Annotated in this window: 24 protein-coding genes; 9 read left to right on the forward strand and 15 right to left on the reverse strand. The window is 66.7% G+C overall.

Features of this window, described 5'->3' with window-relative positions:
* Positions 1-15: 15 nt before the first annotated feature.
* The gene (locus GYH29_RS00305) at positions 16-1,974 is read right to left on the reverse strand and encodes a hypothetical protein (protein ID WP_161523026.1); all 1,959 of its coding nucleotides are present in this window, start codon (positions 1,972-1,974) and stop codon (positions 16-18) included.
* Positions 1,975-2,155: 181 nt separating this feature from the next.
* Positions 2,156-3,760, reverse strand: a complete 1,605-nt coding sequence (locus tag GYH29_RS00310) for an FAD-dependent oxidoreductase (protein ID WP_161523027.1) — start codon at positions 3,758-3,760, stop codon at positions 2,156-2,158.
* Positions 3,761-3,996: 236 nt separating this feature from the next.
* Here GYH29_RS00310 and GYH29_RS00315 point away from each other — a divergent pair, with 236 nt between their 5' ends.
* The 8 genes from GYH29_RS00315 (at position 3,997) to GYH29_RS00350 (ending at position 13,138) form a co-directional block, all read left to right on the forward strand.
* Positions 3,997-6,606, forward strand: coding sequence for a glycoside hydrolase family 15 protein (locus tag GYH29_RS00315; RefSeq protein ID WP_198001627.1), 2,610 nt, complete (start codon positions 3,997-3,999; stop codon positions 6,604-6,606).
* Positions 6,607-6,852: 246 nt separating this feature from the next.
* Positions 6,853-7,863 (forward strand): taurine ABC transporter substrate-binding protein, encoded by a 1,011-nt coding sequence (tauA, locus tag GYH29_RS00320; protein WP_232060466.1) that lies wholly within the window; start codon positions 6,853-6,855, stop codon positions 7,861-7,863.
* Positions 7,864-7,879: 16 nt separating this feature from the next.
* Positions 7,880-8,674 (forward strand): taurine ABC transporter ATP-binding protein, encoded by a 795-nt coding sequence (locus GYH29_RS00325; RefSeq protein WP_081575775.1) that lies wholly within the window; start codon positions 7,880-7,882, stop codon positions 8,672-8,674.
* On the forward strand, positions 8,661-9,533 hold the full coding sequence (gene tauC, locus GYH29_RS00330; protein WP_161523028.1) for a taurine ABC transporter permease TauC: 873 nt from the start codon (positions 8,661-8,663) through the stop codon (positions 9,531-9,533). The genes GYH29_RS00325 and tauC overlap by 14 nt, the downstream gene beginning before the upstream one ends.
* A gap of 54 nt (positions 9,534-9,587) precedes the next feature.
* Positions 9,588-10,418, forward strand: a complete 831-nt coding sequence (gene tauD / locus GYH29_RS00335) for a taurine dioxygenase (protein WP_161523029.1) — start codon at positions 9,588-9,590, stop codon at positions 10,416-10,418.
* Between the two features lie 188 nt (positions 10,419-10,606).
* Positions 10,607-11,434 carry a S1/P1 nuclease gene (locus GYH29_RS00340; protein WP_081575758.1) on the forward strand — a complete coding sequence of 276 codons (828 nt, stop codon included), beginning with the start codon at positions 10,607-10,609 and terminating at the stop codon, positions 11,432-11,434.
* Between the two features lie 49 nt (positions 11,435-11,483).
* On the forward strand, positions 11,484-12,581 hold the full coding sequence (locus GYH29_RS00345; RefSeq protein ID WP_161523030.1) for an AAA family ATPase: 1,098 nt from the start codon (positions 11,484-11,486) through the stop codon (positions 12,579-12,581).
* Between the two features lie 119 nt (positions 12,582-12,700).
* On the forward strand, positions 12,701-13,138 hold the full coding sequence (locus GYH29_RS00350) for a DUF2846 domain-containing protein (protein ID WP_198001628.1): 438 nt from the start codon (positions 12,701-12,703) through the stop codon (positions 13,136-13,138).
* Between the two features lie 90 nt (positions 13,139-13,228).
* Here GYH29_RS00350 and GYH29_RS00355 read toward each other — a convergent pair whose 3' ends face one another.
* The 3 genes from GYH29_RS00355 to GYH29_RS00365 all read right to left on the reverse strand — a co-directional run bounded on the left by GYH29_RS00355 (position 13,229) and on the right by GYH29_RS00365 (position 16,283).
* On the reverse strand, positions 13,229-13,663 hold the full coding sequence (locus GYH29_RS00355; protein ID WP_081575756.1) for a lysozyme: 435 nt from the start codon (positions 13,661-13,663) through the stop codon (positions 13,229-13,231).
* A gap of 601 nt (positions 13,664-14,264) precedes the next feature.
* A complete protein-coding gene (locus GYH29_RS00360) occupies positions 14,265-15,086 on the reverse strand; it encodes a class I SAM-dependent methyltransferase (RefSeq protein WP_048416074.1) in 822 nt (273 codons plus the stop codon).
* A gap of 264 nt (positions 15,087-15,350) precedes the next feature.
* Positions 15,351-16,283 (reverse strand): alpha/beta hydrolase, encoded by a 933-nt coding sequence (locus tag GYH29_RS00365; RefSeq protein WP_161523032.1) that lies wholly within the window; start codon positions 16,281-16,283, stop codon positions 15,351-15,353.
* 437 nt (positions 16,284-16,720) lie between these two features.
* Here GYH29_RS00365 and GYH29_RS00370 point away from each other — a divergent pair, with 437 nt between their 5' ends.
* Entirely contained in the window at positions 16,721-17,092 is a 372-nt protein-coding gene (locus tag GYH29_RS00370; RefSeq protein WP_019103410.1) for a DUF1484 family protein, read from the forward strand.
* Positions 17,093-17,128: 36 nt separating this feature from the next.
* Here GYH29_RS00370 and GYH29_RS00375 read toward each other — a convergent pair whose 3' ends face one another.
* The 10 genes from GYH29_RS00375 to GYH29_RS00420 all read right to left on the reverse strand — a co-directional run bounded on the left by GYH29_RS00375 (position 17,129) and on the right by GYH29_RS00420 (position 26,714).
* On the reverse strand, positions 17,129-17,710 hold the full coding sequence (locus GYH29_RS00375) for a GNAT family N-acetyltransferase (RefSeq protein ID WP_043592479.1): 582 nt from the start codon (positions 17,708-17,710) through the stop codon (positions 17,129-17,131).
* A gap of 10 nt (positions 17,711-17,720) precedes the next feature.
* Positions 17,721-18,266, reverse strand: coding sequence for a cysteine hydrolase family protein (locus GYH29_RS00380; RefSeq protein WP_107731375.1), 546 nt, complete (start codon positions 18,264-18,266; stop codon positions 17,721-17,723).
* A 438-nt stretch (positions 18,267-18,704) separates the two neighbouring features.
* Complete coding sequence (locus tag GYH29_RS00385) at positions 18,705-19,583, reverse strand: phosphoribosylaminoimidazolesuccinocarboxamide synthase (RefSeq protein ID WP_081575753.1); 879 nt, start codon at positions 19,581-19,583, stop codon at positions 18,705-18,707.
* Positions 19,580-20,266, reverse strand: coding sequence for a DNA alkylation repair protein (locus GYH29_RS00390; RefSeq protein WP_198001629.1), 687 nt, complete (start codon positions 20,264-20,266; stop codon positions 19,580-19,582). Before GYH29_RS00390 ends, GYH29_RS00385 begins: the two co-directional genes overlap by 4 nt.
* Entirely contained in the window at positions 20,263-20,682 is a 420-nt protein-coding gene (locus tag GYH29_RS00395; protein ID WP_161523033.1) for a fosfomycin resistance glutathione transferase, read from the reverse strand. The genes GYH29_RS00390 and GYH29_RS00395 overlap by 4 nt, the downstream gene beginning before the upstream one ends.
* 184 nt (positions 20,683-20,866) lie before the next feature.
* The gene (locus tag GYH29_RS00400; protein WP_043592475.1) at positions 20,867-21,997 is read right to left on the reverse strand and encodes a 5-(carboxyamino)imidazole ribonucleotide synthase; all 1,131 of its coding nucleotides are present in this window, start codon (positions 21,995-21,997) and stop codon (positions 20,867-20,869) included.
* Complete coding sequence (gene purE / locus GYH29_RS00405) at positions 21,997-22,485, reverse strand: 5-(carboxyamino)imidazole ribonucleotide mutase (protein WP_019102123.1); 489 nt, start codon at positions 22,483-22,485, stop codon at positions 21,997-21,999. The genes GYH29_RS00400 and purE overlap by 1 nt, the downstream gene beginning before the upstream one ends.
* A 102-nt stretch (positions 22,486-22,587) precedes the next feature.
* Positions 22,588-23,409 carry a CPBP family intramembrane glutamic endopeptidase gene (locus GYH29_RS00410; protein ID WP_039755302.1) on the reverse strand — a complete coding sequence of 274 codons (822 nt, stop codon included), beginning with the start codon at positions 23,407-23,409 and terminating at the stop codon, positions 22,588-22,590.
* A 131-nt stretch (positions 23,410-23,540) separates the two neighbouring features.
* Positions 23,541-25,019, reverse strand: coding sequence for a S8 family peptidase (locus tag GYH29_RS00415; protein ID WP_161523034.1), 1,479 nt, complete (start codon positions 25,017-25,019; stop codon positions 23,541-23,543).
* 27 nt (positions 25,020-25,046) lie between these two features.
* The gene (locus GYH29_RS00420) at positions 25,047-26,714 is read right to left on the reverse strand and encodes an RCC1 domain-containing protein (protein ID WP_083860661.1); all 1,668 of its coding nucleotides are present in this window, start codon (positions 26,712-26,714) and stop codon (positions 25,047-25,049) included.
* Positions 26,715-26,958: the final 244 nt, after the last annotated feature.

The raw sequence follows: 26,958 nt of genomic DNA on the forward strand, positions 1-26,958 counted from the left end.
ATGACGGGGCCGAGGTCAGCCGCGGGGCTTGCGCAGCTTGCTGGCGGACGGCGAGCTGAGCGTGGCGGCGATGTCGGCCTGGCTGGGCGGCGCGCTTTGGCGCAGCGGGCAGCGCTTGCCGTACATCAGCTGGCGGTCGAAGGTTTTGCCGGTGCGGTCTATCACGTTCTGGAAGTAATTGATCAGCATGCGCCGTTTGCTGGCGGACAGATCGCGCGTCACCGGCATCTGGTCCGGATCTTCAATGGGCTTGTCGAAGACGAAGCGCATGATGAAGGCGCTGGCGTCGGCCACCGCCTGCTTGGAAAAGTCGAACAAGCCCTGGCTCATCACCGGGTAAAGGTTGGCGTATTGCTGCAGGATGGGCTGCACGTCCTCCCAACGGGGATTGTCCAGATCTATGTCCTGGCCCGGCTGCGGGAAGCTGCTGAACACCACCACCGCCAAGTTGTCGTAATGCTGCTGCAGGGCCGGATCGGAACCGGCCAGATTGTAGGAAAGGGTGAACAGCTGGCCGTCCATGTATTCGCGCGGGGTGCCGAAGCTTTCCGGACCATGCAGGGTGATGGCGGCCCGGCCGGCCTGGTCGGTGATTGGCGCCGCCGGGCTGATGCGGATGGCGGCGTTGGGCACGTTGTTGACCGGCAACAGCGCGCGCGGGGTGGTGCCCATGGTGGCGTCGGCGGGGGTGTTGCCGTAGTCCAGCATCGGCGCGCCGGCCCAGAAGGCCAGCTCCGCGCCGGCCAGCGGCTGGCCGTAGCATGCGGCGTAGATATGAGTGTGCAGGTGGTTCTTGTCCGGGTGGTTGGGATCAAGGCGGATGGCGAAGTCCTCGGCGCGCACCTCATTGCCCAGCAGTACTTCGCGCACGCAGACCGTGGCGCGCCCCTGGGCGTCCACCGGCTGAACGATGGCCAGCGGCAGCGGCTGGCTGGCCAGCCGCAGTTGCGTTTCGCTCAACGGTACGGACTGGATGCCGGACTGCTGGTCTTGCAGCGTTTGCGAGGCGTCCACGCCGGCGATGACGGTGTAGTCGTCAGGCCCTATCTCCGCGTCCTGCGCGGTCAAGGCATTGTGCAGGATGGCGTACTGAAGCGCCGGCAGCGCGGCGATCTGGTTGTTGCCGTCCAACGGCAGCGCGTTGCTCAGGTCCACTTGCAAGCTGGCGCTGTCCGGGTCCAGCCAGGAGGAGAAACAGCCGATGCCGTTGCCGGACACCGAATCCTGCAGGCTGTTTTGCGTGGTGGGCATGAAGCGGCGGCCCAGGATGAAGGAGCGCGGCTGGCCGGTATAGGCCGGGCCGATGGCGCCGAGCACGGTGCCGTAGCCGAACAGCGGCGAGCCGGCGTTCATATCGTAGCCGTAGGTGGTCAGGCGGATGGATAGCCGATCCTGATCGCTCAGTTCGATCAGACGCGCCAGCAGCGGGCTGTCGAAGCCGTCCAGATGCCAATGGATATTGGTGAGCACGGATTGGAAGATCGCCGAGGCGCCCATATCGCTGCCGTTGCCCTGGCCGCGGCCGAACCACAGATCGCGGAAGGGGTTGCTCTGGTAGTCGGCGGTCATCAGCGGCGTGCCGTCCGGCTTGAGCAACGACACCGCCAGGCCGTAGACATTGGAGGCCAGCTGCCAGTCCGGGTCCAGGTCCACCATCTTGGCGGACGGCTTGCCGATGGCGTTGCCCACGCTACAGGACAGCAGCGGGTCTTGCGCCGGGTTGGTGACCAGAATGCCGCTGGGCCCGCGCAGGCTGGTCACCTGGCAGTTGGCGAAGCGCATGATGGCGGTGCCGGTGGGGTGCCACCAGCCGTTGTAAGTCTTGGTGTTGCCGGCGGCGTCCGCTTGCTGGAATTCCTGGAAGTGGGCTTCGAAGTTGGCGTTGTCGAAATGGCGCGGATCGTTGTTGACGGTGGAGACGTCGGCCTGGAACTGGCCAGAGAAGGCCAGGCGGGGGAACTGCAGATAGCTCATATTGGCTCCTTGCTGGCAGGAAAATCCGCGGACGGCTGTCGTGGGCGATTTAATTCCATGGGCATAGCGCGGGTATAGGCAGCGCTGGCCGTAAGGGCAATGTTCTTTAGGACAGGTGGATGCCGGGCCGCGGCGCGGAGGCGAGGTCGGCGCCTTGCGCGCGCCGGCCGGCGTTGAGCGCTTACTCCGCGCCTAGCGACATCGCGTGCTTGAACACATTGCCCGGGTCGTATTTGCGCTTGATCGCCACCAGCTCCGGATACAGCGCGCCGTAATACAGCTCGCCCCAGCTATAGCCGGGCGTGCCCGGCCGCGCGCCGTTCAACATGTCCACGTCCGGGTAGTTGATGTAGCAGCCCTCGTAGGGCGAGTCCGGCAAGGCCGCCGAGGCCGGATAGGGCGTGCCGTTGAAGCCGTCGGCGGCGTAGACGGCGTCGAAGAAGTCGCGCATCCAGCGCAGATGCTCAGCGTCGTTGGCCGGGTCGGTCCAGTAGCTTTGGTACTGCAGCTTCATTACCGAGGCGCGCTGAGGCACCGCGGTCTGGTTGTCGGCCGGGTCGAATCCGTTGTTGCCGGCGCCGCGGTGGTTGATCGCGCCGCCGTAGGAATCCACTTGCAGCAGCGACTGGGCAAGGTCCTGGTTGTTGGGATCGGATGTCAGATGCAGGTGGATGGCTTTGCATTCTTCCGCGGAGAAGTTCTGCTTCATGTAAGCGGATTTGTACTTGCCGCGCTGGTTGTTGCCGGAGCCGTTCAGCGTCTGAGTGGCGTACAGCCAGTCCATCGCCTGCGCGTGTTCCGGCAAGGGAGCGGCGTTTTTGGGCTGCGAGCGGTGCGGAATATGGGGCAGGTGGCCGCCGCCGGGCAGGTAGGTATTGAGCAACTGCGGCCGGGTCACTTGCTTGATGCGCTGGTAGAAATCGTTGAAGGGCGCGGTGTGGTTCAGCTTGCCGTCCCTGTCGGTGTATTGCACCACCAGGCCCAGGTTTTTGGCGCTGATGTGGGTGAGCTTGAGCAGGCTGAACAGGCCGTAGCCTTCGGGTTCGCTGTCCGCATCCTGCCAATATTGGCCATAGGTTTGCAGCAAGTCGGTGAAGCGGCCTAAGTCTTTGAAGTCGTTCCAGTCGAATTGCAAGAGCTGCACGCCCACCTGCTGCGGCGCTGGCGGCAAATCGTCAAAGTAATAGCTGGTGATCAGGCCGACATTGCCGCCGCCTGCCCCCTTGCACAGCTTGAGCAAGTCGGCGAATTCATTGTCGGCGCGGGCGTGCACCTTGCGCGCCTTGCCGCCGTCCGCAAGCAGAATGTCCACCGCGCTCAACCAGTCCACGGTCAGGCCCTGCAGCCGCGACAGCAGGCCGTAGCCGCCGCCGCTGATGTGGCCGCCGGCGCCCACTGAGTAGCAGGAGCCGCCGGGCACGGTCTTACCGGTGAGTTTGTACAGGCCAACGTAACCGTCCCAGTTTTGATTGCCGGCTAGAAGCTGAAAGCCGTAGCGGCGGCCGTCCGCCGCCACGTCGCGGCGTAGGCCGGAGAGCTGGCCGATGTCTATGATCAGGCCGCCGGGATTGTTGCTGACGAAGCCTTCGTAGCAATGGCCGCCGCTGCGGATAGTGGGATTGAGCTTGTGGTCAAGCGCGTATTGCAGAGCGGCGACGGCCTCGGCTTCATCGCTGCAGATGATGATGCCGCCCGCGGCCTGGCCAGCTGCCGGCCAGCGAAGATTGAAGCCTTTTTTCAGCGTTTCGTAGCGATGGTCGTCCGGGGTGATGGCATTCAAGCCCATAGCGTTTTCTCCTTGTGCGGCCGGGGTGGCGGCGTCTATTTGATTTGCATGACATTGTTTTATAGACGAGCCGAAAGCGGAGAAAGCTGGCAAATGCTGAGCGTGAGAGGGTTTGAGTGTTTTATCGCTTCATTGCCGGCGCTCGATGCTTGAAACAGCTGGGTTTTGTTCTGGCATGAAATGACATTTGTATGTTGCTTTGCTACGCTCCCAGCCAAATTCAGGAGCGAGCGGACATGATCAAGCAATGGATGGGCCTGGCCCTGCTGGCGGGAAGTTTGAGCGGCGCGGCGCAGGCCGGCGAAGCGTTTGGCGCGCCGGGGCTGACGGCGGTGCGCGGCCCGGCGGCCAAGTCTTTCGTGGGCGTGGCGGCGGAGGGGCCGTCGCGGGTGTATTTTACCGGCTATCGCGGGGTGGTCTCCGAGGTGTTCTACCCGGCGGTGGACACCCAGGCGGCGGTGGACCTGCAATTCCTGGTGGGCGACGCCGGCGGCGGTTTCGTCGATGAGGAAAAGCGGCAGGACTACCGCGTACAGCGGCTGCATCCGCGCAGCATGAGCTGGCAGGCGCAGACCGGCAACGCGGCCCATCACTGGCGCATCAGCAAGCGCATCTTCACCGATCCGGCGCGCGACGCGCTGATCCAGCGCGTCACCTTCAGCGCGCTGGACGGCCGCCGCGTCGGCGATTTCCGACTCTATTTGCTGTTCAAGCCTTATCTGGACAATGCCGGCGCCGGCAATAGCGCCGCCACCCTGGCGCGCGCCGGCGGCGACGCGGCCTTGGCGGCCAGCCGCAATCAGCGCGCCTCGGCACTGCTGAGCAGCCTGCCGTGGAAGACGCAGAACGGCCGCCGCATGCTGTCCAGCGGTTTTGTCGGTTTGAGCGACGGCTGGACCGATCTGCTGGGCGGCGCGGCGGACAAGCGCATGGACTGGACCTTCGATTCCGCCGGCAACGGCAATGTGGCGCAGATGGGCTGGCTGGATGCGGGCGACCCGCGCGCCACCAGCGTGTCCTTCGACGTGGTGCTGGGATTCGGCGCCAGCCAGGGGCAGGCGCTGGACACGGCCGCCGCCGCCCTGGGCGGTGATCTGGATGCGGCGCAGCGGCGCTACGACGCCGGCTGGCAGGCCTACGCCGCCGGCCTGTCCGATCAGGGCGGCAGCGCCGACGATGGCTACTACCTGGCGGCGATGACGCTGAAAACCATGCAGGACAAGGCCAGCGGCGCGATGGTGGCCGGCCTGGGCACGCCGTGGGGGGCGACCCAGGGCGACGCCAACGCCGGCGGCTACCATCTGGTGTGGCCGCGCGACCTGTTCAAGTTCGCCAACGCCCTGCTCACCGCCGGCGACCGCGCCACCGCCGCGCGGGTGACGGACTATTTGTTCAATACCTTGCAGCAGCGTCGCGACTGCGGCGCGGCGGAATACGACGCCGCCGGCTGCCCGGACGGCTTCAGCCGCAACGGCCGTTTTCCGCAAAACGCCTGGGTCAGCGGCGCGCAGTATTGGCAGGGGACCCAGATGGACGAGCAGGCCATGCCCATCCTGCTGGCCTGGCGGCAGGGGCCGGCGGTGTACTCGCCGCTGTGGCCGCGCATCAAGCTGGCCGCCGATTACATCCTGAACGCCGGGCCGTGGACCTATCAGGAGCGCTGGGAGGAGAACAGCGGCTACTCGCCGTCCACGCTGGCGGCGCAGATCGCCGGGCTGGCCGCCGCCGCCGACATCGCCCGCGCCAACGGCGACGACGCCAGCGCCGCGCGCTATCTGTCTGCGGCCGACTACTGGCAGCAGAACGTGGACGCCTGGACCTTCACCCGCAGCGGCGGCTTTGGCGACGGCCGCTATTATCTGCGCCTCAACCCGTCCGCGCGCGCAGGCGGAGCCAGCCGCGCAGGCCAGGCGCCGGCGCTGGGGCCGGATACGCCGCAAACGCTGGAAGTGAAAAACGGCGGCGGTAGCCGCGACGCGCGCCGGGTGGTGGACGGCGGCTTCCTGGAACTGGTGCGCATGGGGGTGAAGCGCGCCGACGATCCGGCTGTGCTCGCCACGCTGGGCATTTACGACGCGGTGCTGGGCCAGCGGCTGGAACTGCCCGGCGTGCCGGCTTTGCCGGTCAACGCCTGGTTCCGCTACAACTTCGACGGTTATGGCGAGCGCAACGACGGCGGTGATTTCGCCGGCAGCGGCGTGGGCCGGCTGTGGCCCATCTTCACCGCCGAGCGCGGCATCTATGAAATTGCGCGCCAGGGCGGCGGCGCGGCCGGCCAGCCGTATCTGGCCGCGCTGAAACAGCTGGCCACGCCTGAGGGCATGCTGCCGGAGCAGGTGTGGCCGCACAGCGCGGTGCTGCCGGACGGCTGGGCGGTGGAGACGCCGGCCGGTAACCGCGCCGGCACGCCCACCCGCTCGATCGCGCCGCTGAGTTGGGCGATGGGCGAATACATCAGCCTGCTGGCTTCCATCCGCGCCGGCCGCGTCGTCGATCTGCCGGAAGCCGCCTGCGCGCGTTACTACGCCTGCCGCGTTGAACCCAAGGCCGGAGAGGCGACGGTGGAGATCCAGGCTGCCGCCGAGACCAGCTGGGGGCAGCAGCTGTACGTGACCGGCGCGGCGCGCGCGCTGGGCAATTGGAACACCGACCTGGGCCTGCCGGCGGACGCGGCGGCCTACCCGCTGTGGAAGACCCGGGTCAATCTGCCGGCCGGCCAGCGCATCGAGTACAAGTACTACCGCAAGAACGCCGACGGCAGCGTGAGCTGGGAGCAGCGCGCCGGCAACCGGGTGTTGCAGGCGCCGGCCGGCGGGCTGACGTTGAATGATCAGGTGAACTGGTAAGAGCCTGTTCAAAGCCTGCTGCGCTGCGGCGATACGGTGTTGAAAACCAGCTCAAAATGCTCATGTACCACTTGTACATTCCGCTTTTTCGCTCGTTTTCGCCTTGTCTCGCTCTTGCTCGCGAGACTTTGAACAGGCTCCAATACGCTATTGATTTATTTGGAATATTGAAAGCAAATTTAATTACTTTTTGATATTAAACATGGCTTTTATAGTGTGCTGAGTCCCCTTGTTCAGGAACTCGCCATGTCCATGTTCATCTCCCGCCGTTCCCTGCTGGCGCTCAGCCTCGCCAGCCTGTCTCTCCTTGCCTTGGCGGCACACGCCGCCGAGGCCCCCATCGTCATCGGTTACCAGACCGGAGTCGATCCCTCCAAGGTGGCCCAGGCCGACGGCCTGTACGAAAAAGCCATCGGCCGGCCGCTGCAGTGGCGCAAGTTCGAGAGCGGCGCGGAAGTGCTCGCCGCGCTGGCTTCCGGCGACGTGCACATCGCGGACCTCGGCTCCAGCCCGCTCAGCGCCGCCGCCACCCGTCAGCTGCCGATCCAGACCTTTCTGATCGTCGCCGAGATCGGCAACTCCGAAGCGCTGGTGGCGCGCAAGGGCAGCGGCATCAAGACCCCGCGGGACCTGATCGGCAAAAAGGTGGCGGTGCCCTACGTTTCCACCACCCATTACAGCCTGCTGGCCGCGCTCAAACACTGGAAGCTGGACCCGGCCAAGCTGTCCATCGTCAATCTGCGCCCGTCCGAGATCAGCGCCGCCTGGCAGCGCGGCGACATCGACGCCGCCTATGTCTGGGACCCGGCCTTGAGCCAGGCGTTGAAAACCGGCTCGGTGCTGGTCAACTCCGAACAAGTGGGGCAATGGGGCGCGCCCACCTTCGAAGCCTGGGTAGCGCGCAAGGATTTCGCCGCCGCCCAGCCGCAGGCGCTGGCCGCCTTCGCCAAGGTGACTTTGCAGGCCTTCGCCGATTACCGCGCCAAGCCGGCGGCCTGGAGCGCCGGCTCGCCGCAGGTGGCCAAGATCGCGCGGCTGACTGGGGCCGATCCGGCGCAGATTCCCGGCCTGCTGGCCGGCAGCCGCTTCCCGCTGGCGCAGGAGCAGCTGTCGCCGCGCTTGCTGGGCGGCGGCACCGCCAAGGCGCTGCGCGACACCGCGCTGTTCCTGAAGGAGCAGAAGAAGGTGGAAGCGGTGCTACCGGATTATCAAGCCTATGTCGAGCCGCGCTTCGTGCGGCTGGCGCAGCCGCGCTGAGCGCCAGGAGGCCGCGATGGCGAGCTTGATCGTGGAAAACGCCGGCGTCAGCTACGCCGGCCCGTCCGGCCCGGTGCAGGCGCTGGACCGGGTGTCGCTGGAGCTGCGTTCCGGCGAAATCGTGGTGGCGCTGGGGCCGTCCGGCTGCGGCAAGTCCACCTTGCTGGGGCTGATGGCCGGTTTTCAGACGCCCAGCCAGGGCCGGGTATTGGCCAACGGCCGGCCGGTGCGCGGACCGGGAGCGGACCGCGGCGTGGTGTTCCAGGACGACGCGCTGATGCCCTGGCTCAACGCCGAGGACAATGTGGCCTTCGGCTTGCGCCTGCGCGGGGTGCCGCGCGAGCAGCGGCGGCGCGAGGCGCGCCGCATGCTGGGCTGGGTGGGGCTGGAGGCCTTCGCCGGCCACGCGCTCAGTCAGATGTCCGGCGGCATGCGCCAGCGCCTGGGCCTGGCGCGCGCGCTGGCGGCCGATCCCGACTTCCTGCTGCTGGACGAGCCCCTGGGCGCGCTGGACGCGCTGACCCGGGAAAAGATGCAGTCGCTAATCCTCAGCCTGTGGCAGCGCAGCGGCAAGGGCATCTTCCTGATCACCCACAGCATCGAGGAAGCGCTGTTTCTCGGCACTGAGCTTTTGGTGCTGACGCCGCGTCCCGGCCGCATCGCGCTGCGGCAGAAGCTGGGCTTCGCCCAGCGCTACGCCGCCGGCGAATCGGCGCGCTCGATCAAGGCCGATCCCGCCTTTATCGCCATGCGCGAGCACTTGCTGGACTGGATTTTCCGCGCCGAGGAGGCCGACCATGCCGCCGCTTGAACTGACCGAATTGGGCCCGGCCGCGCAAGCCGAGCTGAGCGCGCCGCCGCCGGCCCATCCTCCCGCCCCTCTCGCTGGCCGTTTCGCCGCCTGGCGTCGGCGCTGGCCCACCGCCTTGTCGGTGGGCGGTCTGCTGCTGTTGTGGTGGGCGGCCAGCGCCGGCGGCCTGGTGTCGCCGCTGTTTCTGCCCGGCCCGGCCCAGGTGGCGGCGCGGCTGGCGGACCTGGCGGTCAACGGTTTCATGGACGCCAGCCTGTGGCGTCACGCCGCCGCCAGCCTGGGCCGGGTGGGGCTGGCGCTGCTGCTGGCCGCGGCCACCGCGGTGCCGCTGGGCATGCTGATGGGCCTGAGTCGGCGCGCGCATGCGGCGCTGGACCCGCTGATCGAGTTCTACCGGCCGGTGCCGCCCCTGGCCTATCTGCCCCTGATCGTGATCTGGTTCGGCATCGGCGAAGCGAGCAAGGTGCTGCTGATTTATCTCGCCATCTTCGCGCCGCTGGCTATCGCCACCGCCGCCGGCGTGCGCCGCGCGGACCCGGCGCGGCTGCAGGCCGCGCGCTCGCTGGGCGCCAGCCGTGGCCAGCTGCTGCGGCTGGTGGTGCTGCCCAGCGCGCTGCCGGAAATCCTGACCGGGCTGCGCATCGGCCTGGGCGTGGGCTGGTCCACGCTGGTGGCCGCGGAGCTGGTGGCAGCCACCCGCGGCCTGGGCTTCATGGTGCAGTCCGCCGCCCAGTTCCTGGTCACCGACGCGGTGATCGCCGGCATCCTGATCATCGCCTGGATCGCGCTGGCCTTGGAGCTGGGGCTGCGTTGGGTGGAGCGACGCTTCGCCGGCTGGGTCGCGCCGGAACGGTTTTGAGCGGGTTTTCGATTTTTTGGATTTGAATCCGCTGAGCGGATAAGGAGCACAGTCATGAGCCTGCAACTGCAAGCCATCAGTCCGGCCCTGGGGGCCATCGTTTCCGGCGTCGACTTGAGCGCGCCGCTGTCCGGCGCCGAGCGCGACGCGATCGAAGCGGCGCTGCTGCGCCATCAGGTATTGTTCTTCGAGAACCAGCCGCTGACGCCGCGCCAGCAGCGCGACTTCGCCGCCCGCTTCGGAGATCTGCATCTGCATCCGGTCTACCCGACGGTGGCGGAGCAGCCGGAAATCATCGTGCTGGACACCCACGTCGACAACTTGCCGGACAACGACAATTGGCATACCGACGTCACCTTTATCGCCACCCCGCCGTTGGGCGCGGTGCTGTCGGCGCGGCAGCTGCCGGACGTAGGCGGCGACACGCTGTGGAGCAGCAACAGCGCCGCTTACGAGGCCTTGTCGCCAGCCTTGCGCGCGCTGCTGGACGGCCTCAGCGCCGAGCATAGCTTTATTCATTCCTTCCCGGAAAGCCGCTTCAAGGACACGCCGCAATACGCGCGCTGGCAACAGGCCAGCCGCGACCATCCGCCGGTGGTGCACCCGGTGGTGCGCACCCACCCGGTCACCGGCCGCAAGGGCCTGTTCGTCAACGAGGGCTTCACCACCCGCATCCTGGAGCTGGCGCCGCGAGAGAGCGATGCCCTGCTGGCCCTGCTGTTCGCCCATGCCGCGCGGCCGGAATTCACCGTGCGCTGGCGCTGGAAGGAAAACGATCTGGCGTTCTGGGACAACCGCGTCACCCAGCACTACGCGGTGGCGGATTACCTGCCGCAGCGCCGGGTGATGCACCGCGCCACCATCCTGGGCGACCGGCCGCGTTGAGCGGAGCGGGAGGAAGGGAACAAGCCCGGCTATGCCGGGCTTTTTCTATGGGCATCGAGCTGTGACATATCTCCACGTGAAATGATAATGGCATTTAAATTTAACGATTTTCGGGTAATATCCGTCCGCCATAAAAGCGGCGGGCGGAGCGCCCGCCTTGGCCAATCACAATCACAAGAGAAACCGTCATGAAGAAATTTACGCTCGCCCTGCTGTTGTCCGCCGCCTTCGCGCTGCCCAGCGCCCAGGCGCTGGCCTGGGGTCAGGAAGGCCACCGCATCACCGGCTACGTCGCCCAGCAACTGTTGAGCCCTCAGGCCAAGGCCGCGGTCAATCAGTTGATCCCCAACGCGGACTTCGCCCAGCTGGCCCTGTACATGGACCAGCACAAGCAGGAATTGAAGCAGCAGCTGCCGGGCTCGGATCAATGGCATTACAACGACGAACCGGTGTGCGACGGCGTGGAAGAGGACGATTGCCCCAGCGGCAACTGCGCGTCCAATCAGATCACGCGCTACAGCAAGGTGCTGGCCGACAAGAGCGCCAGCAAGTCCGCCCGCGCCCAGGCGCTGACCTTCTTGCTGCACATGATCGGCGACATCCATCAGCCGCTGCACGCGGCCGACAACCACGACCGCGGCGGCAACGACGTCAAGACGCGGCTGGCCGGCAGCAACAAGACCGGCAATCTGCATTCGGTGTGGGACACCGCGCTGGTGCAGCAGGCCTTGAGCGGTACCAACGAGCAGAGTTGGGCGGCGCAGAACCTCAAGTACTACGCGCGCAACATCGCCGGCTGGCAGAGCGGGCAGGTCAATGACTGGATCAAGGAATCCAATCAGTACGCGCGCAGCGAGGTCTACGGCCCGCTGTCCAACTTTAGCTGCGGCAGCGCGCCCAGCGACGTGGCCTACCTGGACCGCACCTACCAGACCGCCGGCGCTCAGCTGGTCAAACAGCAGCTGGTCAAGGCCGGCGCGCGCATCGCCATGGTGATCAACCAGGCGCTGCAGTAAAACGGCGCGTCCGCGCTAGAATGGCGGCTCCGTCGTCACCGGAGCCGCCATGTCCATTCACGAGCTCAGCCTCAAGGGCTTCCGTTCCATCCGCCAACTGCGGCTGGAGCTGGAGCCGCTCAACGTCGTCGTAGGCCCCAACGGTTGCGGCAAATCCAATCTCTACAAGGCGGTGCGCCTGCTGCACGAGGCCGCTTGCGGCCGCCTGTCCGCGGCGCTGGCGGAAGAGGGCGGCATCCAGAAGGCGATGTGGGCCGGCGGCCCGCGTCGAGGCGACCGCAAGGGCGAGCCCAAGCGCATGGTGCTGGCGGCGCGGCTGGCCGATTACGACTACGAATTGCAGCTGGGCTATCCCGAGCCCAGCCTCAGTCTGTTTTCGCTGGACCCGCTGGTGAAGGAGGAAACGCTGTGGCTGGCCGGCCAGGGCCGCCGCCCCTCGGCCCAGGTGCTGGAGCGGCGCAATCAGAGCGCCTTTCTCACCAGCGTGGACGGGGTCAGGACCACCTATCCATTGGGCCTGCAAGCCGAGGAGTCGGTGTTCGGCCAATTGTCGGAGCCGCATCTCTATCCCGAGGTGTCGCAAGTGCGCGAGACGCTGCGGCGCTGGCGTTTCTACCATGAGTTCGCGGTGTGGCCCGGCTCGCCGCCGCGCGCGCCGCAGGTGGGCATCCGCTCGCCGGTGCTGGCGCACGACGGCGGCAACCTGGCGGCGGCTTTCCAGACCATTGTGGAGATCGGCGACGTCGAACTGCTGCGCAGCGTGTTGGCCGACGCGTTTCCGGACAGCCGCTTCCAAGTGGAGGCGCTGCACGGCCGTTTTCAGATGCTGATACAGCGCGACGGCATCCTGCGGCCGCTGGAGGCGGCCGAATTGTCCGATGGCACCCTGCGTTTCCTGTGCCTGGCGGTGGGCTTGCTCAGCCCGCGCCCGCCGGCCTTCATGGCCTTGAACGAGCCGGAGAACAGCCTGCACCCGGATTTGCTGCCGGCGCTGGCGCGGCTGATCGCCGAGGCCGGCCGCCACAGCCAGCTGTGGGTGACCAGTCATTCGCTGCGCTTGGCGGAGCTGATCGCGCGCCACCGGCCGCTGCGCCGTTTCATGCTGGCGCAGCGTGACGGCGAGACGGTGTTGGCGGACGAGGATTGAGTTGGGCTTGCGAGGTCGTGTAGGTATGGCCGGAAAGTGAAAATGTATGGGTGCGAAGTGGAATGTTTGCATGTAGAATCCCCGCCGCCATACCGTTTGAATATAAGAAAGAACTTTCCGTGAAAAAACTATTTGCCGCTGCTTCTCTGCTGGCGCTGCTGTCCGGCTGCGCCTCCACCACACTGGCCACGCCCGAGGCGGACGCTCAGGCCAAGCAGTTCAATGCCCAGCCCAATAAGGCCCGCGTCTACATCTACCGCAATGAAGCGATGGGCGCCGCAGTGAAAATGAACGTGCAGGCCGACAACAAGGCTCTGGGCGACACCGTGGCCAAAACCTACATCATGGCTGATCTGGAGCCGGGCTCGCACACGCTGGTGGGCAAGGCCGAGAACGACTCCAGCCTGACCATGGATATGGTGGCCGGCAAGATCTACTACGTTTGGCAGGAAGTGAAGATGGGCGTGCTGTACGCCCGCAACAAGCTGCAGAGCGTGGACGAGGCCGAAGGTCAAAAAGGGGTGAAAGAATCCCAGCTGGTGCAGTCGCCGCAATAAGACATGACTCGAACGCGGTTGAGTCAGCCGCGCTCCGTAAAAAAAGCCCAAGCATCCGCTTGGGCTTTTTTCATGGTTCAGACCACAAGCTCAGGCCGGCTGCAGAAACAGCGCCTGCTCCGCCGCGCGGCGGCGGGTGAGGCCGGGCAGGACCTTGCCGCCGGCCTTGTTCCAGCGCGGGAACTGGGCGGCGGCGCCGGCGTAGTCGCGCTGATTGAGCAGGCGCAGCAGCGTGGAGTTTTGCAGCGAGCCCAGGCCCAGGTTGTAGCTGAAGCTGACCAGCGCGTCGAACTGGTTCTGGTTCAGCGGCACCGCGGCCAGCCGGGTGACGCCGGCTTCGAAGCGGCTCAGATCACGCGCCAGCAGCGCGTCGGCCTGGGCCTGGGTGATGACCAGGCCCGGCGTCACGTCCGGACCGGTGTGGCCGTAGCCTATGGTCCAGACGCCCACCGCGTCCTGGTAGGCCTTGAGACGCAGGCCTTCGAATTGCTGGATCAATTTGATGCCGTTGGCGCTGATATTCATGTCGGGCTCCTGTGGGAAGGGCCCCCGGCGGACGCGGAGAAACGCTCGAAAGAATCTGAGGCGGGAGGAGAAGCGGGCGGGGGCGGGACCGGCCGCGCGGGGCGGTCCGGGTGCGTCGTTCCCATTATGCTCAGGGCCCGGAAACGGGCCGTGGCGACGGACGTCAGTGCTGGGCGGTGGGTATCGCCTGCGGCTCCACCCACCCTACGCGCGGCGGCTAGTCATCGGTAGGGTGGGTGGAGCGCAGCGATACCCGCGCGGGAGTCTTCTCGGTATGAAGCGGACCGGAGCTAAAACCTGCCGGTGCGGACTGCGGCGGGCGGCGGTATCGCCTGCGGCTTCAGCCACCCTACGCGCGGCGGCTTGTCATCGGTAGGGTGGGAGGAGCGCAGCGATACCCACGCGGGAGTTTTCTCGGTATGAAGCGGACCGGAGCTAAAACCTGCCGGTGCGGACTGTGGCGGGCGGCGGTATCGCCTGCGGCTTCAGCCACCCTACGCGCGGCGGTTTGCCATCGGTAGGGTGGGAGGAGCGAAGCGATACCCGCGCGGAAACCCCTTGCGTACAAGGTTTCGCGGCGTGTCAGGCTTTGAGCCGGTGTTTAATACACAAAGCGCTCGCGCAGGTCTTCCAGGTTCAACTCTTTCAGAATCGCCTCCTGGCGTTCGCGCGCGCTGTTTTTGCGCTGGCCAGTGTACTTGGCGATGATCAGCTCGTTCTTCATCGAGTGCTCCCAGCCCACCAGCTCGGTGACGGTGAGCTGATAGCCGCGCGCTTCCAACTGCAGGCAGCGCAGCACATTGGTCAGATGGCTGCCGAACTCGCGGGTGTGGATGGGGTGGCGCCACATTTCGGACAGCGGGGTCAGGCCGAAGCTCTGGTTTTTCTTTTGGCGCAGCACGCCGGCCACTTCCGCCTGGCAGCAGGGCACCAGCACGATGTAGCGCGCGTTCTTGGCCAGTGCGAAGCGGATGGCGTCGTCGGTGGCGGTATTGCAGGCGTGCAGCGCGGTGATGATGTCCACCTGCTGCGGCAATTGGTCCGAGGTGATCGACTGCTCCACGCTCAGGTTCAAAAAGCCCATGCGCTCGAAGCCCAGGCGGGCGGCCAGCTCCTGCGAGCGGCTGACCAGTTCCGGCCGGGTTTCGATGCCGTAGACGCTGCCGGCGGCCTTGTCCTTCAGGAACAGGTCGTAAAGGATGAAGCCCAGGTAAGACTTGCCGGCGCCGTGGTCGGCCAGGCTCATCTCGCCTTTTTCCGCCAGCACGTCGGCCATTAGCGGTTCGATGAACTGGTACAGGTGGTAAACCTGTTTCAGTTTGCGGCGGGTGTCCTGGTTGATCTTGCCGTCGCGGGTCAGGATGTGCAGCTCTTTGAGCAGTTCCAGCGATTGCTGTGGTTTGATCTCGGGAATCAGGCTCATGGCGGCCTCCTGCGAAAAACGAATCGCCGGATTTTAGTCCAATTCGCGGCGGCGCGCTTGGGAGCTGGTTTCAATGCTCCTGTCTAACTGTCCCGCCGAAGCGCGGCGGACATTCTCAGGCGTAGAGCCTGTTCAAAGTCTCGCGAGCTAAGGCGAGACAAGGCGGAAACGGCTGAGAAAGCGGAATGTACGCGTGGTACATGAGCATTTCGAAGGTGTTTTCAACGCCGTATCGCCGACGCGCAGCAGACTATGAACAGGTTCTCAGCCTGTACTGACCGGCTGCACGCTAATCCGCTCCAACCAGCGCAGCATGTCTTGCTCCACTTCCACGCGGTTGGTTTCGTTCAGCATTTCGTGGCGGCCGCCGGGGTAGACCGTGGTTTGCACGTCCAGCAGGCCGGCCTCGCGGTAGCGGATTTCCAGCTGGCCCAGCCCCAGCTTGCCCAGGCTGACCGGGTCGCGGCTGCCGGCCAGCAGCCAGACCGGACAGCGGCGCGGCAGGCTGTCGCCGCTCGCCTCGCCGCGTTCCATGGCGATAATGCCGCCGAACAAATCTATCCACAGGCCGGGGCAGGGGTCGAAGCCGCACAATGGGTCCGCCAGGTATTTGTCCACTTCCGCCGGGTCGCGGCTCAGCCAGTCCATGCCGGTGCGGGCGGGCAGAAAGCCCAGGTTGAAGCTGCCGAAAATCAGCCGCGCCAGCAGCCGGCTTGGCCGTTCCGGGCTGCCGAAGCGGGCCACCAGCCGCGCCAGGCCGCGCAGCAGCCAGGCCAGCGGGCGTTGGCGGTAGCCGGTGGCGGACAGCGCCAGGCCGGACAGCGCCGCGCCGTGGCGCAAGAAATAGGCGCGGGCAATGAAGGAGCCCATGCTGTGGCCGAACAGCGCCACCGGCAGGCCGGGATGTTGCTCGGCGGCATGGCGGCGCAGGGTCTCCACGTCGGCCACTACCTTGTCCCAGCCATTCTCGGCGGCGAAATGGCCGCGCAAGCGCGGCGCGGCGCCGTGGCCGCGGTGGTCGTGGGCGTAGACCGCGTAGCCGGCGGCGGTCAGCGTTTGGGCGAAGCGGTGGTAGCGCACCGCGTATTCGCTCATGCCGTGGGAGATCAGCACCACGGCGCGCGGCGCGCCGTCCGGCAGCCAGCAGGCGGCGTGCAGGGTTTCCCCGTCGTCGGCGTTCAGTTGGAAGGTTTGCATGGCGGTGAGCCCTTTTATGGCCTGTTTTGACTACGCCGCGGCATCAGGGTTGCGGTGGAGCGGCGGCTTCACAGCAAAACATGGCGCGGTGATGCTGGCAAGCGCTATCCAAATGTCCTGGCGCTGTCGCCGTTATTGGAGTGGGGCGCAGGGTTTCGGGTCACGCGGGGACGCGCCGCGCTTGACCAGGCCTAGCAGGGTGGGCAACATGAGCCGCGTGCCGTTTCATAAAGCGCGGCATCAGGAATGGAAGCCTGAATTGAGTAGGAGGGATTTATCATCCCTCGCCACGCTATAGTTGCGCCCATCAGGGCAGGTTATGGCAGGGAGGCCTTTGGCCTGCTGGCTCCTACTCGCCTGTCTTCCAACCCTGCCATATGCCTGCCCATCTTGATTGGAAGCGGGGTGGCAGGCGCTCTGTTCAGTAGGAGCCCGTCATGCCGATATTGTCAGTTCTGTCCCTGCTTGCAAAACCGCCTCCATCCAAGGAGGCCGCTGAATCTCCAGCCGCTCTCCCTGCGGCCAGCCGTCTGATCAAGACCGTCAAACATCTGCAAGGTCTGCGTTCGGAAAATACCGCGCTTTCCACCATCGATCCCGTTCTGATTCATCTAGCCCGTTGCTGTGAGCATTACGACGATATCGCCGAAGAGCTGCGTCAATGCAGCGAGGCCTTGGGCGCGGTGCTGTTGATGCTGCGCCACACTGAAAACGCGAAAGTGCGCGGCAAGGCGCTGTGGGCCTTGCTGGAGCCTTTACAGCAGCGTTTGCAGGGGGCGATGGAGAGGCTGGAAGCCGTCACGTCTTGAGCCCGCCGGCCGACGGAGGCGATTGCGGCCGGATGCTCAGGCCAGCATGTGCTCCGGGTCGAAGTCCGGATTGAGCCGCGAGGTCAGCACGTGGTCGCGCCAGCCGCCGTTCAGGTAGAGGTAGTTCTTGGCGTGGCCTTCGACCTCGAAGCCCAGCCGTTTGAGCAGGCCGGCGCTGCGCAGATTGTGCGGCTGGTAGTTGGCCTGGACCCGGTGCAGCCTGAGGGTGTCGAAGGCGCAGCGTATCACCGCTTCCAGCGCTTCGCGCATCAGGCCCTGGCCCTGGCAGTGCTGATCCAGCCCATAGCCCAGATGACAGGACTGGAAGGCGCCGCGGCTGATGTTGCTGAGGCCGACGCTGCCTATCACCCGTTCCGGCTCGGCGTGCAGTGCCAGCAGGAAGCGGCCGCCGCGGCCTTCTTCCCAGTCGCGGGCGCGCTGGCGCAGCTGCATGGTCCAGTACAGCTCGGTGTAAAACATGTCGCCGGGCTTGGGGTCCCAGGGTTCGAAGTGCTGACGGTTGCGGACGTGGAAGTCCAGCATCGCGCGCGCCAGCGCGGGCTGCGCCGGCAAGAGCAGCAAGCGCGGCGTGCTGAGGGTGGGCTGGGCGATGGGCATGCGGGGCGGGTCAGGAGCTGGCGGGAAAGGCGATCTCAGCAGCCGCGCGCAGCAGGATGGGCACGCCGAAGCTGCCCAGCTTGGGCAGAGTGGCGTTTTCATGGGCGCGGATTTGGGCGGCGCTGGCGTGGTCCTTGTCGTGGGTGGTGTGCGCGTCGCTGGCCAGGATGATGGCGTAGCCGTGGGCCGCCGCGCTGCGGGTGGTGGTGTCGATGCAGAATTCGCTGGCGTAGCCGGCGATGACCAGTTGGCCGACGCCCCATTGTTGCAGTTGCTGATGCAGGCCGGTGCGCAGGAAGGAGTCCGGCGTGGTCTTGCGCAGGTAGTGGTCGTCCGGCTGGGCGTCCAGGCCGCGGGCCAGCTGCCATTCCGCCGAGCCGTGGATCAGCGGCGCGCTGGCGCGTTCGTGTTGAACCCAGACCACCGGCGTTCCGGCCGCGCGGGCGGCGGCGGCCAGTTGATTGAGGCGGGCGATGACGGCGTCGGCCTGGTCGGCGCGGGGTTCATTGTCGAACATGCCGCTTTGCACGTCGATGATCAGCAGGGCGGTTTTCATCGGGGTTTCCTGTCGCGGGATTGAGTCGCCAATGTCATATGAAACGCGGCAAAAAGCAAGCCCCGCTAGGGCGGGGCTTGGAACTGGTCCGGAGAATGTGTTTACGATTTTCCGGCAGTGCTTTGAAACATTTTTCAATACTCAGGAAACCGCGTATTCGACGCGCCCCAACTCCCTTCAAGCCTGCCGGCGGGTGGCAGGCCCGAGGTCTTAAGCGGCTGCCTGTTCGAGCAGCGCGACGTAGCGCGCTGCGAGTTCAGCCGCGCCTCGGGCCTGACGGGAACCGGCGGGAAGCCGTAGGCCAGGCTTGCAGGGCGGCCTTTAGGGTAAAGGGAGATTTGGCCGCGCAAATCTCCCTTTCCGTTTGCCGGGCGGAACCGGCCCTTAATCATTATCCGCGAAGCGGATTCGAAAGTACCCGGCAAGGTAAACAGGCGCTTAGGCAGTCAGCCTGTCCAGCGCTTCCCGATACTTCGCCGCGGTCTTCTCGCGGACCTCCAGCGGCACCGTCGGCGCCGGCGCCTGCTTGTCCCAGCCGGAGGCTTCCAGCCAGTCGCGGACGAACTGTTTGTCGAAGGACGGCGGGTTGCCGCCCGGCGCGTAGCTGTCCGCCGGCCAGAAGCGGCTGGAGTCCGGGGTCAGCGCTTCGTCCATCAGCGTCAGCACGCCGTTCTCGTCCAGGCCGAACTCGAACTTGGTGTCGCAGATGATGATGCCGCGGCTGGCGGCGAATTCGGCGGCGGCGCGGTAGAGCTTGATCGCGGTGTCGCGCACCTGAGCGGCCAGCTCGGCGCCGACGATTTCCTCGCAGCGCTGGTAGCTGATGTTTTCGTCGTGGTCGCCCACCGCCGCCTTGGTGGACGGGGTGAAGATGGGTTCGGGCAGCTTGTCGGCTTCGCGCAGGCCGGCCGGCAGCGCCAGGCCGCAGACGGTGCCGCTCTGGCGGTATTCCTTCCAGCCGGAGCCGGCCAGGTAGCCGCGCACCACGGCTTCGATCGGCACCGGCTTCAGGCGCTTGGCCACCACGGCGCGGCCGGCCACTTGCGGCAGGTCGGCGGCGGAGACCACGTCTTCCGGCGCGTCGCCGGTCAGGTGGCAGGGCACCAGCGCTTGGAGCTTGTCGAACCAGAAGTTGGAGATGGCGGTGAGGATCTGGCCCTTGCCGGGAATGGGGTCGTCCAGGATCACGTCGAAGGCGGACAGCCGGTCGGTGGCGATCATCAGCATGCGCTTGTCGTCGATCTCGTACAGGTCGCGGACCTTGCCGGAGTAGATTTTCTTCAAGCTGGTCAGTTGGGTGGTGTTGAGTCCGGTCATCGGAAATCCTCGGTGGAGCGGGCAATGTGTTTCAGAGCTTCGCGCCGGCTGAGCCCGGATAGCGGCGTGGCCGCGACAAAGGCGCGCACGGCGCTGGCGTCGGTGTAAGCGTATTCGCGCAAGGCCCAGCCTATGGCCTTGCGAATGAAGAATTCGGCGTCGCCGGCATTGGCGGCGCAGTAGCGGAACAGCCGTTCGGCGTCGGTGTCGGCTTTCCAGCGCAGCTGGTGCAGGATGGCGACGCGGCGCAGCCAGAAGTCGGCGTCGTCGCTGAGCGCGTCCATGTCGCGCTGCAACTCCCGGTGTTGGCGCACCAGGGCGCCGACCACCCAGGCGGCCAAGCCGTCCACGCAGTCCCACCAGGGCTTGGCGGCGGCGAGGGCCAGCAGCCGCGGCAGGCTGGCGGCCGGCAGCGCTTCGGCACGCGCGGTCAGCAGGTCCACCGCCGCGTACTGGAATTCGCGCTCCGGCTGCCGCCACAACTGCTCGGCCAGATCCAGGCAGTGTTCCGCGGATTGGGTGTTCAGCGCGCGGATCCAGGGCGTGGAGACTTTGCGGCGCGCCGGCGTGGGCACGCCGAGATAGTCGAACTGCTCGCGCATATAGGCGCGCATCGGCGCGGCCCCGGCGGGAACGGCGGCGGCGCTCAGTCCGGCGCGCAGCGCGGCGATGGCGGCGTTCACGCCGGGGCCTCGTCGAAGAAGCGCATGCCGGCGTAAGGCCGGGCGCGGCAGGCGGCCAGCCGCGAGGCCAGCGTGCCGACGTGCAGTTCCAGCTGATGGCCGTCCGGGTCCAGGAAGTAGAGCGAGTCGCCCTCGCTGCTGTTGTCCCGCCATTGACGGACGCCGGCGGCGGCCAGGCGTTCGCGCCAGGCCGGGAAGTCGGCGGCGTCCACGCTGAAGGCGTAATGGGTGTAGCCGGGGGCCGGCGCGGCGGCCGGGTCCAAGGACAGGCACAGCCACAGGCCGTTAAGGCTCAGATAGCCGCCGCCGTCCCAGCGCGCGTGGGGACGGCAGCCCAGGGTGAGGGCGTAGAAGTCCCAGGCGCGCTCCAGATCGCGCACCGCCAGGGTCAGGTGATTGAGGCCGTTCAGTGTCATGGCGAAAAAATGGCGAAGCCCTGTAAGAACCTGTTCAAAGTTTAGCGAGCTAGAGCGAGACAAGGCGAAAACGGCTGAAGAAGCGGAATGTACATGTGGTACATGAGCATTCTGAAGCCGTTTTCAACGCGGTATCGCCGACGCGCAGCAGACATTGAACGGGTTCTTAGGCTTCGCCATGTGCTTACAACGTATCCTTCAAGGCCCGGGCCTGGTCCAAGGCTTCGTCGGCCGTGGCCGCCATCACATTGAAGTGGCCCATCTTGCGGCCGGGGCGCGCGCTTTTCTTGCCGTACAGATGCAGTTGGGCGTTGGGCGCTTCCGCCAGCACGTCCCAGTTGGGCTGGCCGCCGTTGTCCTTCCACACATCGCCCAGCAGGTTGACCATCACCACCGGGCTGAGCAGGTCGGTGCGGCCCGGCAGCAGGCCGCACATTGCGCGCACCTGTTGCTGGAACTGGTCGGTGAGGCAGGCGGTGAGCGTGTAGTGGCCGGAGTTGTGCGGCCGTGGGGCTATCTCGTTGACCACCAGGCTGTCGTCGGCCAGCACGAAGAATTCCACCGCCAGCACGCCAACGTAGTCCAGCGCCTCGGCCAGCCGCATCGCCATGCTCTGCGCTTCGGCCGCCAGCGCCGGTTTGATGCGCGCCGGCACGATGGATTCGTCCAGAATGCCGCCGGCGTGGATGTTCTCGGCCACCGGGAACACCGCGCTCTGAGTGGCGCTGACTCGGGTGACGATGGCGGACACTTCCAGTTGCAGGTCCAGCATCTTTTCCAGCACGCAGGCCTGGCCGCCCAGATTGGCGTAGGCGGCGCGCGCTTCTTCCGCGGTGCCGACCCGTACTTGGCCCTTGCCGTCATAGCCCAGGCGCGCGGTTTTCAGGATGCCGGGCAGGTAGGGCGCGAGCTCAACCTGAATGTCCTCCACGCTCTGGATGGCCAGATACGGAGCGGTGGGCAAGCCGGCCTTGGCGATCCAGGCTTTTTCCGCGATGCGGTCCTGAGCGATGGCGACGCAGTCGCCGGACGGCGATACGCGGGTGGTCTTGGCCAGGACGCGCATGGCGTCGGCGTTGACGTTTTCGAATTCGGTGGTGACGGCGGCGCAGCTTTTGGCCAGGTCTTCCAGCGCGGCGGGGTCGTTGAACGGCGCGCACAGGTGGCGGTCGGCGAAGTCCGCCGCCGGCGCGGCTTCGTCCGGGTCCAGCACGGTGACGCGGTAGCCCATGGTCTTGGCGGCCACGGCGAACATGCGGCCCAATTGGCCGCCGCCCAGGATGCCCAGCATTGCCGGGGGCAGGATGGCGGACATTATTCGATCTCCGGCAAGGTCATCGCCAGCACGGTTTCTTCTTGCTTGCGGCGGAAGGCGATCAGCTGTTCCGCCAGTTCCGGGCGGGTGGCGGCCAGCATGGCCACGGCGAACAGCGCGGCGTTGGCGGCGCCGGCCTCGCCGATGGCGAAGGTGGCCACCGGGATGCCCTTGGGCATTTGCACGATGGAGAGCAGCGAATCCTCGCCGCGCAGGTATTTGGACGGCACCGGCACGCCCAGCACCGGCAGGTGGGTCTTGGCGGCCAGCATGCCCGGCAGGTGGGCGGCGCCGCCGGCTCCGGCGATGATGGCCTTCAGGCCGCGCTCGGCAGCGGTTTCTGCGTATTCGAACAGCAGGTCGGGAGTACGGTGGGCGGAGACGACGCGGGTTTCACAGGCGATGCCGAAGTCTTTGAGCACGCGGGCGGCGTTCTGCATGACTTCCCAATCGCTGTTGCTACCCATCACGATGCCGACTTCAATCATGGCGGAGAAGCTCGCTGGTTGAGGCTAAAGCCGTGATTTTACCCGATTGGGGCCTGCTGCCGTTATGGTTTTTTATTTTGACATCAAGGTACTTAGGGCATATCACATCAGCCGCGGATAAGTGAACAGAATCAGGTGTACAGCGTTGAAAGCGACATGGGCCAGCACCGCCCACAAGACCTGGCGGGTGGCGGCGTAAACCAGGCCGTAACCCAGGCCGGCCAGGGTGGCGAGGCCGACCCAGACCCAGCCGCCGGCGACATGGACCAGGCCGAAGGCCACGGAGGCGGCCATCAAGGCGGCGAAGGGTTCGGTGCGCAGCTCCAGCCAGCGTTGCAGGCCGGCGCGGAAGAAGGCTTCCTCGGCCAGCGAGACCAGGAAGAAGTTGGCGAACAACCAGGGCAGCAGCCAGTGCGGCAACTTCGGCGCCCAGGCGATGACGCCGGCCACGCTGGCCAGGCCCAGCACGATCAGCAGCAGCAGCGCGCCGACGCCGGCGGCGGCCGGGCCCCAGCGTCGCTCCACCTGCGGGCTGGCGCTCAGCACCATCAACAGCAGCCAGCCGGCGGCGCCCTTGTCGTAGCTCCAGTAAAGCCGGTAGGGCGCGCTGTTGGGCGTGCTCAGGCCCTGCCACAGCAAGGGGTTGTCGAAGCCGGGCAGGGCGTGCAGCGCCAGCGCCAGCAGCAGCGCGATCCAGACCAGCCACAGCTCCGGCCGCCGGTAGTGGCGCGCGGCCAGGCTGACGGCGAGGGCGGCGATGAGGGCCGCCGCGCCCAAGGGCTGCACCAGGCCGCATGCGACGGCGACGCCGGCGCTGCTGAGCGCGGCCAGACGCGACGGCCAGCGCAGACGCAGGCTTTCCGCCAGCAGGGCCAAAGCCAGCAGGGCGAAGGCGGCCAGGGTGAGGGTATCGGGCAGGGGCATGGCGGGCTCGCGGAGGATGGGCGGAAAGCCAATGATACTGAAGCGGGGCGGCGACAAAAAGACCGCCGCGGGTCAGGCCGGAACCGGACCCGCGACGGTAGAGCGCTCCCGTGTGCGGGGAGAGGCGATCTTTAGTTGAGTTTGGCCGCGCGCACCGCGGCGGCGGCGTCGGTGATGCCGGCGGAGCATCCTTCGCAGTCCGCCGCCGGTGGGCGCGCGGTCTTGATCAGGATGTTGCGCACCGCTTTCCAGTTGAGGCTGGGGTTGGAGGACAGCATCAGCGCCACCAGGCCGGCGACGTGGGGCGTGGCCATCGAGGTGCCCTGGAAGGCGGCGTAGCTGTCGGCGCCCGGCACGGTAGTGCCGCTGTTCAGCGTGGAGTAGATGCCGGGGTCGCCGCTGTTGAGGTCGCCGCCCGGCGCGGTGACGGTGGTGATCGCGCCGTAGTTGGAGTAGGAGGCGATACCGCCGGATTTGCCGTTGGAGGCCACGGTGATCACGCCGGGGCAGCTGGCCGGGTTGGTGTTGCGCACGTTCTTCATCGCGTTGCCGGCGGCCACCACCACCACGCCGTTGCGGGCGTTGACCTGCTGGATGGCATCGCGATAGGTGCGGCTGCAAGGCTGGGCCCCGCCCAGCGACATGCTCAGCACCCGCGCCACATTGGCGTTGATCGGCGTGCCGGGCACGGTGGCGCCCACCGCCCACAGCATGGCGTCGGCGATGTCCGAGCTGGCGCCGCCGCACTGGCCCAACACGCGCAACGGCAGCAACTTGGCCTTGGGCGCCACGCCGGTCAGGCCGTTGGCGTCGCCGGCGGCCGCGGCGATGGTGCCGGCCACGTGGGTGCCGTGCCAGCTGCTATTGCCGGCGCGGCACAGGCTGCCGTCGCTGTAGTCGCCTTGGTCCAGGCCGTTGTTGGTGCGCGCGCTTTGCACCGGTTGGCCGTTGCTGTCCAAGAGCGGGCTGCCGTCGGCGTTGGTTTGTGCCACGGCGGGCAGGCGGGCGCGTTTGGGGTCGGAGATGAAGTTGTAGCCCGGCTCCAGCAGGTTGGGCTTGAGGTCCGCGTGCGGACGGTAGCCGGTGTCCAGCACCGCCACTGTGACGCCGGCGCCCAGCGACAGGTCCCAGGCGGCGGGCAGGTTCATCGCGCCCGGTTCGCCGGCGCTGGCCTGCATATCCCATTGCTTGCCGGCGTATAGCGGGCTGCTGGGCAGATAGTTGGGGCTCATGACGAAGTCCGGCTCGGCGTATTCCACCGCCGGGTCTTGCTGGATTTTGCGCGCCAGGGTCTGGGCCTCGGCCACGCTCAGCGCTTTGCCGCTTTGATAGACGTAGGCGCCGGTGCCCATCTGATGATGGAATTGCAGCGGGCTGCCGCTCAGTTGCTGCACGCGTTGGGTGCGGGCGGCGAAATCCGCCGGGCGGCTGGACGGCGCGCGGCCGCCGTTGGCGATGCGCGCCTGGGTCAGTTGCAGCTGGGAGACGCTGTGGTATTTGACGATGATGCCGGTGATGCCGGCGGCGGAGGGCGCGGCCGCCGCGATTTCAGCGCCGGCGCCGGCCAGCAGCGCGGCGATCAGCAGGGATAGCGAGTTCTTGCGGTTCATGTTCTGTTGCTCCAATGCGTCGGGGACTTAGTTCTTGACGTAGGGGATGGCGGCAAGACCGGCCGGCGCGTTGCCGCCGGCGGACGGGCTGCCCCAGGCGACGAACTTGCCGTCCTTGGCCACGGCGAGGAAGCCGCCGAGCGGGGTGCTGTAGATGGCGCGGATATTGACCAGGCGCGAGCGGACGGCGGAGCTGTCGCCGCCGTGGGTGGGCGCGCCCCAAGTGACCACGCTGCCGTCGGCCTTCAAGGCGGCGAAGGCGTAGTCGTTGGCGAACACGGTCACCACATCGCGCAGGCGGTGGCGCACCGCGCTGCTGTCGCCGCCGCGCAGTTCATCGCCCCAGGTCACTACGCTGCCGTCCTGGCGCAGCGCGGCGAAGGCCAGTTCGGTGGCGGCGATGGAGCGCACGCGGTTGAGCTGGTGTTGCACGCCGCTGGCGTCGTTGCGGGCGCCGTCGCCCCAGGTGACCACGCTGCCGTCCTTGCGCAAGGCGGCGAAGGCGGTCTTGCTGGCGTAGAGTTTGGCCACGCCCGCCAGGTTGCCGGCCACCGGGCCGGTGTCGGCGCCGCGGTCGAAGTAGGCGCTGCCTATGGTGGCGACCGAGCCGTCCTGCTTCAGCGCGGCGAAGACGTTGAGGTTGGTCTGCACGGCGCTGACGCCGGCCGGCATCGGCTCGCTGCCGTCGTAGTAGTCGCTGGTCTGGCCATCCCAGTTCAGGCCCCACACCACCACACTGCCGTCTTTTTTCAGTGCGGCGAAGTTGTAGTCGGTGGCGGCGATGCTGACCACGTTGTTGAGCTTGGCGGCCAGCGGCGAGGCGTCGCCGCCGGAGTTGGGGTCGCCGAAGGCGAGCACGCTGCCGTCCTTTTTCAGCACCGCCACCGCGCCCAGGTTGTGGCTGACGCTGGCGACGTCCTTCAGCGCGGCCAGGCGGCCGGCGTCGAAGTAGGAGGAGATGGATTTGGAGCCGCCGTTGCCGTCGAAGGTGGTTTCGATATTGCCCCAGCTGGTGGCGCTGCCGTCGCCGTTGAGCGCGACGAAGCCGCGCTTGGTGGGCCACAGTTTGGACACTTTGCTCAGCGGCGCCACCGGCGAAGTGGCATCGGTGCTGCCTATGCCCACCGTGCCGGCGAAGCTGGCGCCGGAGCCGGCGCGGCCCCAGCCCACGACGGTGCCGTCGGCCTGCAAGGCGGCCATCGCGCGTTCATTGCCGGCTACCGCCACTACGTCTTTGGGTTGGGCGGGCAGGGCCGAAGTGTCGCCGCCCAGGCGGCGGCTGCCCCAGACCGCCAGCGTGCGGTCCGCCTTCAGCACGGCGAACACCGACGGCGCGCTGAACACGTTCTGCGGCACCAGGGTCTGGCTGGCGCTGGTCAGCGCGCAGCTGACGGTGGCGGTCAGCGGCTGGTCCGGCGCGCTGTCTTCGGCGCTGAAGCCGCGCGCGCCGTTGCTCCACTGCACGCGCGGCTGGCCCAGGCACAGGCCGCTGGGCACTGCGGTCAGCACGCCGCCGCGGTTGCCGAAGATGTCCACCGCCAGGCGGCCGCTGCCGCCATGATGGCTGGACCCGTCGCCGGGCTGGCTGCCGCTGCCGTCGTCTTCGCAGCCGGCGAGGCCGCCGATCAGCGCTACGCCCACGGCGATAGCGCCAAGCCGGAACCATTGGGTTCCGCTTGCTTGTGTGGTTCTCATCACGGGTAACTCCTTTGTATATCTTGTCGTTTGTGTTTTTATCCTGGGTTTAAACCCAGAATGAATATATTGTCATGCGGTAAGCATGTTTGGTAGAGAAAACGCATGGACGAGGCAAGAGGGAGCGGGAGGAGAAGCGGATGGAAAAGACGGAGCAATGCGCTATTTTGGTGCGGCGTGCCGATAACCAGTGGTTATAATTATTTGTGTTTTAATTTTTTGTTGAAAAATCAGATATTTGCCG

It is taken from the genome of Chromobacterium haemolyticum, assembly GCF_009936155.1.
In the GTDB taxonomy this organism is placed as follows: domain Bacteria; phylum Pseudomonadota; class Gammaproteobacteria; order Burkholderiales; family Chromobacteriaceae; genus Chromobacterium; species Chromobacterium haemolyticum.

Bases quoted from the DNA above. Each gene is read 5' to 3' on its own strand.
- tauC (WP_161523028.1), top strand. From the start codon at position 8,661: ATGCCGCCGCTTGAACTGACCGAATTGGGCCCGGCCGCGCAAGCCGAG.
- GYH29_RS00345 (WP_161523030.1), top strand. From the start codon at position 11,484: ATGTCCATTCACGAGCTCAGCCTCAAGGGCTTCCGTTCCATCCGCCAA.
- GYH29_RS00410 (WP_039755302.1), bottom strand. From the start codon at position 23,409: ATGCCCCTGCCCGATACCCTCACCCTGGCCGCCTTCGCCCTGCTGGCT.
- GYH29_RS00370 (WP_019103410.1), top strand. From the start codon at position 16,721: ATGCCGATATTGTCAGTTCTGTCCCTGCTTGCAAAACCGCCTCCATCC.
- GYH29_RS00380 (WP_107731375.1), bottom strand. From the start codon at position 18,266: ATGAAAACCGCCCTGCTGATCATCGACGTGCAAAGCGGCATGTTCGAC.
- tauD (WP_161523029.1), top strand. From the start codon at position 9,588: ATGAGCCTGCAACTGCAAGCCATCAGTCCGGCCCTGGGGGCCATCGTT.
- GYH29_RS00310 (WP_161523027.1), bottom strand. From the start codon at position 3,760: ATGGGCTTGAATGCCATCACCCCGGACGACCATCGCTACGAAACGCTG.
- GYH29_RS00415 (WP_161523034.1), bottom strand. From the start codon at position 25,019: ATGAACCGCAAGAACTCGCTATCCCTGCTGATCGCCGCGCTGCTGGCC.
- GYH29_RS00395 (WP_161523033.1), bottom strand. From the start codon at position 20,682: ATGACACTGAACGGCCTCAATCACCTGACCCTGGCGGTGCGCGATCTG.
- tauA (WP_232060466.1), top strand. From the start codon at position 6,853: ATGTCCATGTTCATCTCCCGCCGTTCCCTGCTGGCGCTCAGCCTCGCC.
- GYH29_RS00325 (WP_081575775.1), top strand. From the start codon at position 7,880: ATGGCGAGCTTGATCGTGGAAAACGCCGGCGTCAGCTACGCCGGCCCG.
- GYH29_RS00355 (WP_081575756.1), bottom strand. From the start codon at position 13,663: ATGAATATCAGCGCCAACGGCATCAAATTGATCCAGCAATTCGAAGGC.
- GYH29_RS00400 (WP_043592475.1), bottom strand. From the start codon at position 21,997: ATGTCCGCCATCCTGCCCCCGGCAATGCTGGGCATCCTGGGCGGCGGC.
- GYH29_RS00360 (WP_048416074.1), bottom strand. From the start codon at position 15,086: ATGAGCCTGATTCCCGAGATCAAACCACAGCAATCGCTGGAACTGCTC.
- GYH29_RS00420 (WP_083860661.1), bottom strand. From the start codon at position 26,714: ATGAGAACCACACAAGCAAGCGGAACCCAATGGTTCCGGCTTGGCGCT.
- GYH29_RS00315 (WP_198001627.1), top strand. From the start codon at position 3,997: ATGATCAAGCAATGGATGGGCCTGGCCCTGCTGGCGGGAAGTTTGAGC.
- GYH29_RS00365 (WP_161523032.1), bottom strand. From the start codon at position 16,283: ATGCAAACCTTCCAACTGAACGCCGACGACGGGGAAACCCTGCACGCC.
- GYH29_RS00305 (WP_161523026.1), bottom strand. From the start codon at position 1,974: ATGAGCTATCTGCAGTTCCCCCGCCTGGCCTTCTCTGGCCAGTTCCAG.
- GYH29_RS00375 (WP_043592479.1), bottom strand. From the start codon at position 17,710: ATGCCCATCGCCCAGCCCACCCTCAGCACGCCGCGCTTGCTGCTCTTG.
- purE (WP_019102123.1), bottom strand. From the start codon at position 22,485: ATGATTGAAGTCGGCATCGTGATGGGTAGCAACAGCGATTGGGAAGTC.
- GYH29_RS00340 (WP_081575758.1), top strand. From the start codon at position 10,607: ATGAAGAAATTTACGCTCGCCCTGCTGTTGTCCGCCGCCTTCGCGCTG.
- GYH29_RS00385 (WP_081575753.1), bottom strand. From the start codon at position 19,583: ATGACCGGACTCAACACCACCCAACTGACCAGCTTGAAGAAAATCTAC.